This is a genomic window from Weizmannia agrestimuris (assembly GCF_943193165.1).
In the GTDB taxonomy this organism is placed as follows: Bacteria; Bacillota; Bacilli; order Bacillales; family Bacillaceae_C; genus Weizmannia; species Weizmannia faecalis.
Genome location: NZ_CALPDC010000062.1, coordinates 1 through 12,538 on the forward strand (window position 1 = coordinate 1; position 12,538 = coordinate 12,538).

Below are 12,538 nucleotides of genomic sequence, written 5' to 3' on the forward strand. Positions count from 1 at the left end.
ATCAACAAAAAATAAGGCTCTTACCCGATAATATTGATTCACAAGCCAAAAAAATCATTGAATTATGCGGGTATGATCTATCAATATACGCGTCAAAAAATGTCGAAAACCAAGGCAAATAACACACAACAGGAGGAATTCATGAAAAGAATGTCGAATTGAAAAGAACTTTATCGAAAATTCCTCAAAAATAAGAAGATATCATCCCACTAAAATGTTTAAATATAGTTCATTCAAAAATTAAAATGAATTTTATTTAAGACGTGCGAAATGTGGGATCAATTAACACATTTTCTCCTTTTGGCGTTTGGATGAGGATGCTGTCCCCTTGCCCGACGTCAAAAAAATAAACCTTTAGTTTTCCTTTTGGAAGTGATGCAGTACTTTTATGATGGCTGTCTGTTTTGTTAACGGTTTTACTGTCGGCCTTACTCTCTGATTTTGCCGCACTTATATGCTGCACTTGCTTTTCTTTTACTGGCTGGCTGTTAGTGGATTGGGTTTGGCCGCAACCACTGCAAAAAAGCATGAAGAATAATAGCAGAAACCATGCGCCCGTCCGGTTAATTTTCAAATTTTATTCTCCTTCTTTCCATATGGACTCAAATGGTGAAAAAACTGGAGCCCCTTTCAAAGTGGCAAAGACATCATTAGTTTACCATACACAACCCGCTCTAGAGAGAAGTCCGGATAAAAAAACCAATTTCAAATTTGATAAGGAATTTGGCTGCTTTTGTCGTATATAAATAAAGATGGCATGGAATGTAAAAAAGCTTGCACTTGGAGACGCTGTCGTATACAAAAAATTTTTAAACTGGATTGGAGGGGAAATGGCATGCCAAACTCCCGGAAGCGGCCCAAATTGAAAATTCCCAAGACAAAAAGCGAATGGTTTTGGGACATCATTGGCTATTTATTTTTCTTTGGTTCGATTATTTTTCTGGTTAGCGTTTGGGGGAAACTTCCAGAAAAAGTTCCCGGACATTATGATGCCTCCGGTAAAGTCGATCGTTGGGGATCAAAATGGGAACTTTTGATTTTACCCGGCGTGGGGGCAATCCTTGCGCTATTGATGCAGGTTTTGGAAAAATTCCCTCATATTTATAATTATCCTGATCGATTAAATGAATCAAATGCAAAACAATTTTATGTGCATAGCCGGAAACTGCTAAATCAATTGAAAAATATTTGTCTGATTTTCTTTGCTTTAATCTTATTGGAATCCATTGTGATTGCAATGGGATGGGGAAACGGGTTTGGTAAATGGTTTTTACCTATCGTAATCATTGGCATGGGAATTCCAATTGCATCAGGAATCGTGACGCAAAAAAAATAAAATAACAACAATACGATAAAGGAAGGATGAACGCTGAAAAAGTTTCGCCACTCAAACCAATATAAAGCAAAAAAATACGAATAAACGGCGCTGTTCCTTAACATAGAACCCGTCTACGTTAAGAAAGCGAGAAAATTCGGCGTCCTTCCTTTACATAGAGCATGTCTACGTTAAGAAAGTGAGAGAATTCGGCGTCCCTCCCTTACTTAGACCGCATCTACGTTAAGAAAACAAGAAAATTCGGTGACCTTCCTTTACATAGAGCACGCCTACGTTAAGAAAGCAGGAAAAAATGACGGTAATCCCTAACATTTTTATATAATATAAATAACAGCATGTTGAAGGAGCATCATAAATGAAAACAAGAGAGGACGCTATCCATTACTGTTTAAAACTGGAAAACACGTATGAAGATTACCCCTTTAAAGATAAGAATTGGACATTAATGCGCCACAAAAAAAATAAAAAAGTCTTTGCCTGGATTTTTGAAAGAAACGGCCATATTTGGATCAATGTGAAAGGTGAAAACGGCTGGCTGGACTTTTATCGCCGGAAATACCACGCTGTTGTTCCGGCATACCATCTGAACAAAGAACATTGGAATTCCGTTATTCTTGACGGCACCGTCCCGGAGGAAGAAATCTGTGATATGATAAGGCAAAGCTATCACTTAACGAAGAAAAAAGGAATTCAGTCAAATAGGGGCCGGTAAAAATGAGAACTCGCATTACGGAGATATTAAAAATAAAATACCCCATTATCCAAGGAGGCCTTGCTTATCTCGGATATGCGGAATTAGCTGCTGCTGTTTCCAATGCGGGCGGCCTGGGGCAAATCACTGCCGCGACGCTGCGAACACCTGAAAAACTTCGCAATGCAATTCACAAAGTACGAAAATTAACCGGGAAGCCCTTCGGTGTAAACTTTGCAATCGCAAGGTATAACGGCCGGTACGAGGAGTTGCTTGAAGTGGCCATTGAAGAAAAGGTTCCAGCCATTTCCATCAGTGGCGGTAACCCGCAACCGGTCTTCGAAAGGATAAAAGGAGAAAACATTCGTACACTTGTGCTTGTGGCTGGAACAAGACAAGCACAAAAAGCTGAACAATTGGGTGCAGACGCAGTGATCGCCGTCGGGCAGGAAGGCGGGGGCCATTTAGGCCGGGACGACATTGGCGGCATGGTGCTCATTCCCCGGGTTGCAGACGAAGTATCCGTTCCTGTAATCGCCGGCGGGGGCATTGGGGACGGGCGTGGATTATTGGCTGCCCTTGCTCTTGGCGCAGAAGGAATTCAAATGGGGACCCGTTTTATTGCCACCAAAGAATGTATTCATGCACACGAGAAATATCAGCAGGCCATCGTGCATGCAAAAGAAACGGATACAGTAGTGATTAAGAGAACATTAGGGGCACCGGGCCGGGTCTTGAAAAACCGCTTTGCCTTGAATATTATGGAACGTGAACAGGAAGGGGCATCCTACGAAGGCCTGAAAGAGATGATTAGCGGTAGCGCAAATTGCAACTATATTTATGACGGGAATGAAGAAAAAGGTTATGCTTGGGCCGGACAGGTCGTCGGCCTTATTCATACGATTCCGACAGTGCAGGAATTGTTTGACGAGATGATGCATACTGCAGAAAAAGGGTTATCCCGATTAGATCATATTATGAAAGAACAAACCCATAGATCATCGTGAAGCAACGATTGACAAACCTGACGGGGCTCCCTGCCCAACACTCGTTTGGTTGGAGAAAAATTGACCCCCCTGCTAAAAATCTGCCAAAGATCCATCTTTGGCAGATTTCTCATTCCTATCCGGCACCAGTTAGAATTCACGTGCTTTCCCGGCTTCAACATCCAAGAATTTAAATCGAGGCAACTGGCATCCGCCCCAGTTCTCCGGCTGCCTTCACCCGGATTCTTGTCGCATTTCCCGGAAGATAGGCGAGCGGCACATCTTCTATATCCACGATGACAAGGCTGCCGGGATCTGCCCCTGCTTTGATCGCTTCTTGCTTCGCCTGGGATTTGGCAGATTCCAATGCCTGTTCCCTGCCTATTTCGTCAAGAACGTAAATTTTTTCAATTTGGCCGCTGACTTGTGCAATCGCAGAACCAATCGCATTGGCAACACCGGAATGTTCCGGGCGGATGACCCGTGATGCGCCCTTTAAAGAGTCCGGCAGCAATACACTCCCGCCGCCAACAAGGATGACCGGAACCGGTGCCGCACTTGTTTTCATCTTATCGATAGCTTCTTCGACCATTTCCACCATTCTGCCATACACCTGCTGCATCACTTTTTTGTCAAGATGCGCTACTTTTTCCGGGTCGCCCAGTTCCACTTTTCCAAGTGCTACTGCCACATCGGTGGTGGTGAGGGTGTCTCCCCCGAAAATCAAACCTTTTTCCGGAAGCCTGTAACCGACGCTGTCCGGCCCGATTGTGAACTCCCCGTTATCCCGGATTCGTACGATTGTCCCGCCGCCAAGACCGATTGAAATGAGATCCGGCATGCGGAAATTTGTCCGCGCTCCGCCGATTTCAACGGCAAGCGATGACTCCCGGGGGAAAGAGTTGACAAGTACGCCGGCATCCGAAGTCGTCCCCCCGACATCGACCACGATCGCATCAGACAATTGGCTTAAATAAGAAGCGCCGCGCAGTGAATTGGTCGGTCCGCAAGCAACCGTAAAAATCGGATATTTTACGGCATAATCAACCGACATCAGCGTGCCGTCGTTTTGCCCGAAAAAGACGCGTGCTTTGATACCTTCATTTTCGAGTGCCTGAATAAATCCTTCTGCGGCTGTTTTGGCAACATTGACAACCGCTGCATTCAAAATGGTTGCATTTTCCCGTTCAAGCAGGCCGACGGAACCAATTTCGGACGATAACGAAATCGCAACCTCATCTCCTAATACTTCCCTAAAAATTTCGCTTGCCCTGTGCTCATGGTCCTGGGAAACAGGTGAAAAGACGGAAGTGATCGCAATAGAATCTACTTTTCCTTTCACTTCCCTGGCAATTTGAAAAAGATAATGGGTATCGAGCGCTGTAATTTCCCGGCCGTCAAACTCATGGCCGCCGCGAACGAGATAAACGTGTTTCCCTAACGCTTCCCTTAAATCTTCCGGAACGCCGATCAACGGTTTCACAGCCAATGTGGCCGGCGCGCCGATCCTCACAACCGCAATATGATTTAATCTCTTTCTTTCTACAATGGCATTTGTACAATGTGTCGTGCCAAGCATGGCATAGTATATTTGATCGCGCGGGACATTGGCATCGCTGATGATCTTATGCATCGCATGGTATATGCCTGTTGCCACGTCTTCCGTTGTCGGCGATTTGGTTTCCGCAATCACAGTATTCTTTTCATCCAGTAAAACGGCATCTGTATGTGTGCCGCCAACGTCGATTCCAACACGGTAAACTCCCATTATGAACGCACTCCTTCTTTTGCAAGTTCTTCCACCGGAACATAGTCCACATCATATCCGAAATATTTCGGGCCGACCGTTGCCAGTCCTTTTTCTGTTCTCCATTTTGGATGGCACGGAATTCCAATGACAACACACCGGGCGCCGTAACGAATTCCCTCTGTTGTGATCGGGAGCCCCGTTTCCGCATCCAAAACAGCGATTAAATCCGGGGTCATGCACAATAAACGTTCTTCCGTCCGGGCCAAAAGATGCTCGTTTTGAAACCGAAGCGTAAGCGTCTCTCCTTTATTTTCATGCATGCCTTCAAACGTTGCTGTCCCTCTTGCAAATCCGGATTCCGTTTTACGGTTAATATCTTTCACTTTGCCGGAAAACAGCGGAAACCCTTTGACGCTTTTGACAACTTCCCGAATTGGATTTGCGTTGTTTTCCTTTGCTTTCCGGATCGTTTTGCCAATGGTTTCTTCGAGTTTTAAAATATTGCGGACGCCGCTTTCTTTTAAATTTCTCCCTTTCATCGCGTACATGGCAGTCATCGCAGATCCTCCCATTTGGACCGTTGCTGCCCGGGCAATCCTTTCTGTCCAAACATTATCGATGGTAGAAAGGACAACGGTATTTCCTTTTTCATCCGCTAAAACGGCCGGCGTTGCAGCTATCCCGTCCAGATAAAATGTCACCATTTGCAGTTCCGGAAAAGCCCGCCCCATTCCATCCGCATCGACAACAGGCAACCCCAGTTTCGCCGCTAGCGCAAAGGGCAGCATGGAGTTTACCCCCCCGGCTTCAATGGGAAAAGTAGCATAAATTTTATCGCCGAGATACGTTTCTAATTTTTGAAAGGCAACGAATGCTTCCTCACCGCTAGGCGCTTTTTCCAGCATGACAGTCGGCGCGCCCATCATGGAGGAAGGAACCACCAGGGCATCATCCGGCACTTCATCCGCATCCAATAAAGTGACTTCGCCGTATTCTTCAATTGCCTGGATTGCCATCAGCTTCCCGATGTACGGGTCACCCCCGCCCCCTGTGCCAAGCAAGGCGGCTCCAACTGCGATATCTTCTATTTCTTGTATTCCGATTTTTCTCATTGCTTTTTAGGCCTCCAATATTCAGATTCTTTAAGATGCAATTTTTTCTTCAGCGGCGTTTTTCCTGACGGCTTGGACAGCCAGCATGCCTGCCAGATACACCGCTGCACTCGCCGCCAAAGAATTGATGGACGGGATCCCCATTTTCACAAAGTATCCGACTGCAAAACCCGCAGCCCAGGAGATCATCGTAACCCAGTTTACATTTTCTTCTGTCTCCGGCAAGGTTCCTTTCATCCGGCTGGCATCCAATTCCTTCTTGTGCGTTCTTAGTACAAAGTAATCCACGACGATGATGCCAGCAATCGGCGGCACCAGAACGCCGAGAAAAACAAGAAAATCCGTAAAGCGGCCGAGGATGCCCATCACAGACAATAACGTCCCGATGATGCCGATCGCGAGCGTCACGAGGCCCCGATTCAATTTGATGTTCAATATGGTGTCAAAGATATTTGTAAAACCGAGTGATGATGAATACAAGTTCAAGTTATTGATTTTAACGGTGGAAAAAACAACAACCAATGCGCCCAGCCACCCGGAAGTTTGCATCATGATGCTCGCCACGTCACTTGTTTTGGCAGCAAGCGCCATGAGTACGGCAATCATATTGATCCCAAGCTCACCGACAATGGTGCCGATCATCGTCATCCAGAAAACATCTTTCCCGTTTTTGGCAAATCTGCTGAAATCCGGCGTAATCACGGCTCCGATAATAAACCCGCCCGCCACCATTGTTGCGGCAACACCCATTGTCAGCGGTTTTCCGGCAGGTGCGCTTGCCACTAACTCCGTAATAGAGGATTTGTTGAGCACATCATAAATGCCAACTGCCACTGCCAATAGAAAAGCAGGAACAGCGATGGATGCTGTTACACTTAAAATTTTAAAACCAAAGATGACAAGAACCGTTACACCCAAGCCTGTAATCGCGGCCGCAACCGGCAGGCTGATCGCCCCGTTCGTGGATTGCACGATCCCCTGGGCAAAGACAGCGTTTTGTACGCCAAACCAGCCGATGCAAGAAATGGCAATTACAGCGCCAATGATGCTTGACCCGTACCTGCCAAAGCCCGTCCACCGGGATAGCAGGCTGGTTGACATCCCTTCTTTTGCACCCGCATAGCCAAGCAGAAAACTAATGACTTCAAGGATGACACTGCCGAACATCGTTGCCCAAAAAGCCTGCCAAAAGTTCATCCCGTATCCTAATGAAGCCCCCAGAATAAATTGTGAAATCGTTGCTAATGAGCCAACCCGGACAATGGTGATATTCCACAACGATTGTCGGCCGGACGACGGCACCCGGGACAGAGCATAATCATCACCAAGACTTGATTTTTTTTGCATTTTGCAGCCTCCGTTTTATAAAATTTGCTCGCCTACAGCTTTTATTTTGATCCGGAGAATTTCCCCTTTCATGTACTCAAAAGGATACTCTTCTATATAAGCAAGTTTGACGGTATCAGGATCTGCGCCCTTTTTGATGGCTTCTAATTTGCAGGCAGAAGCTGCTTCGGCCACCACTTCTTCTTTTGAGTGGTCATTTAACCAGTACACTTTATCTGACACTTCGCTGATGGTCGCATCACAAGCCCCGATTGCCCCGCTATACGGATAGCCGGCCGGATTCAGCACTTTTTGGTACTTTCCGAATAATTTCGGGTTAAAAAGCGGGCTGCCCCCGCCGACCAGTACAATGGGGAGGTTTTTTTCTTCATTTTGCAACCGGTCCAGGATTTCTTTTATTTTTTGCACCACATATTGGACAACCATCGCACAATCATTCGTTGGTACATATTTTAATTTTTCTGTTTGGAGTTCGGGGTCATAAAAAGCATCAGGAAAGAGCTTAAGAAAGCAATCACTGACTGTCAGTGCATCTCCTCCCCAGGCAATGCCGTATTGCTTAATATCATTCGAAATCAGCGGCAACAGCTCCACTTCCCCCTTCCGGATAACAGGCCTGTTCCCTGTGCCAAAAGGTAGGGAAATGATTTCCGGCATCTCAAGCCCTGCTTCCAAGCCGGGGAAATCGGAAGAGCCCATGACTTCAGGCAAATCCCCGCCGGCAACACGTGCAGCATACACCTTGCTTCCGCCGATATCCACCGCAATCACATCTTGAAGCCCGGAAAGTTTCGCTGCCCCTTTCAAACTGTTGGCCGCTCCGGAAGCAAGCGTTAGAACCGGGAATTTCATCGCTTGTTCAACAGACATTAACGAACCGTTATTTTGCGTCAGCCAAAAAGGGCATTCCAGCAAGAGAGAGGAGAAGCCTTCCGCTAAATTGGCAAGCATTTTTTCGATCATTCTCGACAATAAGCTGTTGAGCAAAGTGGCATTTTCCCGTTCCATAAACCCAAGGGTGCCAAATGAATGGGAAACCGTAACAGGCATTTCCGGGAATCTTTTCCGAATTTCATTTTTTACCGCAACTTCCTCATTTTCATACAAAGGGGAATAGCTGCCCACGATGCAGACGGCATCAATTTTTCCCTCAGCAATGGATTGATAAAGCACTTCGAGCGGTTTGAAGTCCGCGATCCGGCCGCCGCTCTTGTTGTAGCCATGGTCACTTTCTATAAAATACGGCTCTGTGACCAACCCTCGAAGTGTTGCCGGCCATTTAAGCGCCGGGGTGATATGGACAGGCCTTCTTGCAATCCGGATTAAAGCTGTTTTTGCTAAAACCTTCTCATCGTGTACGGCATTCATCAGTTCTGTTGTTCCGATATAAATCCCTTTTACTTCTTCTGCCCTGATCTCTGATTTTTGCAGCAGGGCCTTCGTTGAACGATATACGCCTGTATATACATCAGGGGTGGTCAAAGAACTGGCAACCATTTTGAGTTTTCCATCACTGGAAACCAAAACGGCATGTGTGTTGGTTCCGCCAATATCAATGCCAATTTTCACCTTGCTGCCTCCTCCCGGCCGTTTCCTTCTGAAGAAACTGATTTGGAATCCGGAACATTTCAGGACCCGTTTGCGCAAGCATTTTTTTCGTTTGATACAGTCCTGGAGCCTTTACCGTTAAAACCATGGCCATCATCCCTTCACGGAGTTCCGATACAGCGATAGGCAGCCCGGTTTCATAATGAACGAGAATGATTAAATCAGGGGTTATACACTGGCACGTATCCGGAACTTGAAAAGAAAGAAATTCATTTTGAAAATACAGTTTTGCGCGTTTTTTATGGTATTCCATCTGCCCGGCCAGTTCCAACGTGCCCACCAGCATTTCCGCTTCAAACCAGCGATTGATGGCCCGGATTTTCCCGACAAACGCAAGCTCCATTTCCCCATATACTGACTGAAAAAAGGCATGGCGCAACTGCTTTATTTTCATCCAGATAGAGGCGTTTTGGGCAAGTATTTTTCCAATTTCCAGCGCCAGCTTCAATGTTCCCGGTATCATGGCCGCCCTCATACGGGACCCACTAGCCCCGAAGCAAGCAAAATGGCAATACCCATCCTGCTGAAACATAAATTCTTTCAATGTGCGTGGGACATGCTTTGCTTCATTTATCACAAGCGTTTCGTCTTTTGAACGGGCAGTGAGTGGAACTACCGGGATTTCAGTATGATAGAAATGCACCATCTCCAGTTCCGGGAAGGATCTGCCCATCCCATCTCCATCAATGACCGGAAGATGACATTTGAACGCAGCCAGTAAAGGGGTTAATGCATTAATCCCCCCTATCTCCATTGAAATCACAGCGTCTGCTTTTCTGCCTGACACAGCTTCATATTTTTTCAACGCTTTTACAATTTCTTCCCCTGTAGGCAAGTCTTCTTTCATTAACACCGTGGACCCTGCGGCTGCGACCGGCACGACCCACTCGTCTGCCATTTCAACTGCGGTTTTTACTTCTATCACGTCATCTTCTTCCATAGCAGACAAAAGCAAATACGCTGCTATTTTCGTATCCCCGCCGCCTCCGCTGGATAAAAATTTTGCGCCGGCGCTTATGTAAGCAATGTCTTCCTTGTGAATGAACCAGCTCACGACCTCACCCCTCACCAAATACAATGCAAATATCGTGCCAAAAATATAAACGGACAGAATCGTTCATTTTGCAATGTATTCGGACATTTTTAAAGTTTATAAAATCGTTTTTCTCATTTTATGGTTTGAGAAAAAGGCACGCAAATTTGCCGTTTTCAACATATTGTATTTAAATTTCTCTTTTTTTCTCATCTTTTCGCACGTTTTCTCATGATTCTCATTTTTATCCCTGCATTTTCTTTAAATAACGGTACAAAGTAGCCAAACTGATTCCCAAATCCGCTGCTGTTTTTTTCTTCCCCTCTGTACTCCGGCCGTTCCGTTCCAACAATTCCAGTACTTGCCTTTTGTCCAGCCTGGTTTGATAATGATTGGTCCGTGCCGATTTTTTTACAGATGGAGGCAATGATTTTGACCCCGTTTGCAAAGAGGATGGGAGGCTCTCCAATGTTACCATATCCCCAATTTCCAATTCCACAAAATGGCGGACCACATTTTGTAACTCCCGGATATTTCCCGGCCAATCATATTGCATAAGCCTGTCGAGCGTTTCCGCCGCTAAACTTTTTGGATGCTTATTCAAATCTTTTGAATATTTCCGGGTAAAATGCTCAATCAGGACAGACAGGTCTTCTTTTCTTGCCCTGAGTGGCGGAATATAAATGGGAATTACACTGATCCGGTAATACAAATCTTCCCGGAATTCTCCCTTTCTGATCAATTCCTCCAAATTTCTGTGTGTTGCTGTGATAATGCGGACATCGATCTTCCTGCTTTTGTTTGATCCAATCCTTTCCAAAGTTTTTTCCTGTAACACCCGGAGTATTTTTGCCTGCAGATACAAGGACATATCCCCGATCTCGTCTAAAAACAGCGTGCCGTGATTGGCCAGTTCAAAGCGCCCCGGTTTTTCTTTTTCCGCTCCCGTAAAGGCCCCTTTTTCATAGCCAAACAGTTCGCTTTCCAGCAAGTTTTCAGGTATCGCCGCGCAGTTTAAGGCAACAAAAGGCTGATTTTTTCGCTCACTTTCATGATGGATGGCCTGGGCAAACATTTCCTTTCCCGTCCCGCTCTCGCCGCGCAGCATGATGGTTACATCGCTTTTCGACACCCTTTTTGCCGACTGGATCGTCTGTTTTAAAATCTCACTTACACCGAGAATATCCTCAAAATGGTAAAGGCGCCGGCCGGCCTGCTCCGGTTTTTCTGTCTTCTTTGATTTCAAAAGGATCATATACGAGACAATCCCCTGTTTGTTTTTTACCGGTTGAATGGTGGCAAAATAGGCTTCTCCCTTGTTTCCCGGCACTTGCACCACCGTCTCATCCTTTTCTTTCCCACTTTTGATGCTTTCCCATTTTTCCTTTGTGATATATTGCGTAATCTTTTCACCCATTAAGGTGGTCCTTCTTTTGCGAAAAAGCGAAGCCATATGTTCATTCATTTCTTGGATCAATCCGTCTTGATCCACTAGACAAAAAGGCTCGGTGATCGATTGAATCAGTTTCCGGGTTTCGAGATGGATCTCCCCGAACCTTTTTTGCCATGATTCCCTTTCTAATTTCTCAGCCACCCACTGGCATGCCAGTTCTGACAATAACTTCAAGTATTGAATGTCCCGGGCGAACCTTTCTTTCTCGCCCTGTTTCGGCCGCAACAATAAGACGGAGATCACTTTCATCTCCCGAACAATTGGAAAATAGTAAACGGCTCCCGCCTTTTCCCGTCCGGCATCCATACTTACGCCCGATTTGAAAATTTCTTTTATATACGCTTGATCCAAACCCCCACACTGCAACAACGCATCCTTTTCCTTTATCTCAACAAAACCCGGAGTAGCGAAAAAAAAGGCTTCATTTAATGACTGTTCAAATTTGGTGTATGGCATCTGCAACTCCCTCCAAAAGTCATAAGCGGTGCCTGCATACCCGAAAAAGAGTGACAGGCACCGCTCTGCTAAATTGTTTATTACCACTCATTCAATTGGAAATCATTCGATGTAACATTCCAAAAATTGCTCCAAGACTTTTACCTATACCGTACTAGTTGGGCTATACTCAAAGAACTTAATTATGATGATGTATCTTATATTCCCCAATAATCTTTCTGGTCTCGTTTAGATCTTTTATCACTCTGTAAGGCTTCGTAATCACCCGAAAAGGTAATTTGGAAAGAAATTCACTAAGGTCTTGTTTGTATTCCTCAGTTAGTCTAAACGGTTTTGTTGATATCCTATTATAAATTTCCTGATAAAATACTTTTCCAAAATCAATATTTTTATCAATTACCCGATGACATTGTTCACACTCTATTTTTGTGATTATATCATTAATATATGTGACTTTATGTGTGACTTCTGTTTCACAATGTATACAATATAAGTCGGCTTCTATCTCGAGCTTTTTCATTTGATTTTCCTCCCTGTGATTTTTCTCAGCTTTCTACAGCAAATTCAATATGCCTGTTGCCCATATCATCACTATCTTTATAAAATCCACTGAGCAGGAAAATAAATTAACTACTTTAAGGGTAATCCACCTCTCTTTATTAAGTCAATTTATTTTTAATCCGTTCAGCTCTGAAGAGTAAATTCATCAATTTTTAGATGTTTTATGATAAAATGACTTATCCACATTTAGAAAATTTTTCCATCT

The 12,538-nt window shown here is 45.0% G+C and carries 11 protein-coding genes; 3 read left to right on the top strand and 8 right to left on the bottom strand.

All coding sequences use genetic code 11. The features are described 5' to 3' along the window. Nucleotides 1-256 precede the first annotated feature (256 nt). Entirely contained in the window at nucleotides 257-574 is a 318-nt protein-coding gene (locus NFR98_RS14640; protein WP_251460467.1) for a hypothetical protein, read from the bottom strand. A 261-nt stretch (nucleotides 575-835) separates the two neighbouring features. On the opposite strand from NFR98_RS14640, the gene NFR98_RS14645 reads away from it, so the two are divergent. The 3 genes from NFR98_RS14645 to NFR98_RS14655 all read left to right on the top strand — a co-directional run bounded on the left by NFR98_RS14645 (nucleotide 836) and on the right by NFR98_RS14655 (nucleotide 3,034). Then, complete coding sequence (locus tag NFR98_RS14645) at nucleotides 836-1,336, top strand: DUF1648 domain-containing protein (protein WP_017550150.1); 501 nt, start codon at nucleotides 836-838, stop codon at nucleotides 1,334-1,336. 355 nt (nucleotides 1,337-1,691) lie between these two features. After that, nucleotides 1,692-2,048, top strand: coding sequence for an MmcQ/YjbR family DNA-binding protein (locus NFR98_RS14650; RefSeq protein WP_014096171.1), 357 nt, complete (start codon nucleotides 1,692-1,694; stop codon nucleotides 2,046-2,048). 2 nt (nucleotides 2,049-2,050) lie between these two features. Then, a complete protein-coding gene (locus tag NFR98_RS14655; RefSeq protein WP_251460469.1) occupies nucleotides 2,051-3,034 on the top strand; it encodes an NAD(P)H-dependent flavin oxidoreductase in 984 nt (327 codons plus the stop codon). Nucleotides 3,035-3,203: 169 nt separating this feature from the next. On the opposite strand, the gene NFR98_RS14660 is transcribed toward NFR98_RS14655, so the two are convergent. The 7 genes from NFR98_RS14660 to NFR98_RS14690 form a co-directional block, all read right to left on the bottom strand. Then, on the bottom strand, nucleotides 3,204-4,781 hold the full coding sequence (locus tag NFR98_RS14660) for a hydantoinase/oxoprolinase N-terminal domain-containing protein (protein ID WP_251460471.1): 1,578 nt from the start codon (nucleotides 4,779-4,781) through the stop codon (nucleotides 3,204-3,206). Continuing rightward, nucleotides 4,781-5,875, bottom strand: coding sequence for an S-methyl thiohydantoin desulfurase family protein (locus NFR98_RS14665; RefSeq protein WP_251460473.1), 1,095 nt, complete (start codon nucleotides 5,873-5,875; stop codon nucleotides 4,781-4,783). The genes NFR98_RS14660 and NFR98_RS14665 overlap by 1 nt, the downstream gene beginning before the upstream one ends. Before the next feature lie 30 nt (nucleotides 5,876-5,905). Beyond that, nucleotides 5,906-7,222, bottom strand: coding sequence for a cytosine permease (locus NFR98_RS14670; RefSeq protein WP_251460475.1), 1,317 nt, complete (start codon nucleotides 7,220-7,222; stop codon nucleotides 5,906-5,908). A 15-nt stretch (nucleotides 7,223-7,237) separates the two neighbouring features. Then, nucleotides 7,238-8,791 (bottom strand): hydantoinase/oxoprolinase N-terminal domain-containing protein, encoded by a 1,554-nt coding sequence (locus NFR98_RS14675; protein WP_251460477.1) that lies wholly within the window; start codon nucleotides 8,789-8,791, stop codon nucleotides 7,238-7,240. Further along, nucleotides 8,775-9,884 (bottom strand): DUF917 domain-containing protein, encoded by a 1,110-nt coding sequence (locus NFR98_RS14680; RefSeq protein WP_251460480.1) that lies wholly within the window; start codon nucleotides 9,882-9,884, stop codon nucleotides 8,775-8,777. The genes NFR98_RS14675 and NFR98_RS14680 overlap by 17 nt, the downstream gene beginning before the upstream one ends. 223 nt (nucleotides 9,885-10,107) lie before the next feature. Next, nucleotides 10,108-11,772, bottom strand: a complete 1,665-nt coding sequence (locus NFR98_RS14685; protein ID WP_437184217.1) for a sigma-54 interaction domain-containing protein — start codon at nucleotides 11,770-11,772, stop codon at nucleotides 10,108-10,110. Nucleotides 11,773-11,950: 178 nt separating this feature from the next. Then, nucleotides 11,951-12,292, bottom strand: coding sequence for a bh protein (locus tag NFR98_RS14690; protein WP_251460484.1), 342 nt, complete (start codon nucleotides 12,290-12,292; stop codon nucleotides 11,951-11,953). Nucleotides 12,293-12,538 lie beyond the last annotated feature (246 nt).

Bases quoted from the DNA above. Each gene is read 5' to 3' on its own strand.
- NFR98_RS14645 (WP_017550150.1), top strand. From the start codon at position 836: ATGCCAAACTCCCGGAAGCGGCCCAAATTGAAAATTCCCAAGACAAAA.
- NFR98_RS14650 (WP_014096171.1), top strand. From the start codon at position 1,692: ATGAAAACAAGAGAGGACGCTATCCATTACTGTTTAAAACTGGAAAAC.
- NFR98_RS14655 (WP_251460469.1), top strand. From the start codon at position 2,051: ATGAGAACTCGCATTACGGAGATATTAAAAATAAAATACCCCATTATC.
- NFR98_RS14660 (WP_251460471.1), bottom strand. From the start codon at position 4,781: ATGGGAGTTTACCGTGTTGGAATCGACGTTGGCGGCACACATACAGAT.
- NFR98_RS14665 (WP_251460473.1), bottom strand. From the start codon at position 5,875: ATGAGAAAAATCGGAATACAAGAAATAGAAGATATCGCAGTTGGAGCC.
- NFR98_RS14670 (WP_251460475.1), bottom strand. From the start codon at position 7,222: ATGCAAAAAAAATCAAGTCTTGGTGATGATTATGCTCTGTCCCGGGTG.
- NFR98_RS14685 (WP_437184217.1), bottom strand. From the start codon at position 11,772: ATGCCATACACCAAATTTGAACAGTCATTAAATGAAGCCTTTTTTTTC.
- NFR98_RS14690 (WP_251460484.1), bottom strand. From the start codon at position 12,292: ATGAAAAAGCTCGAGATAGAAGCCGACTTATATTGTATACATTGTGAA.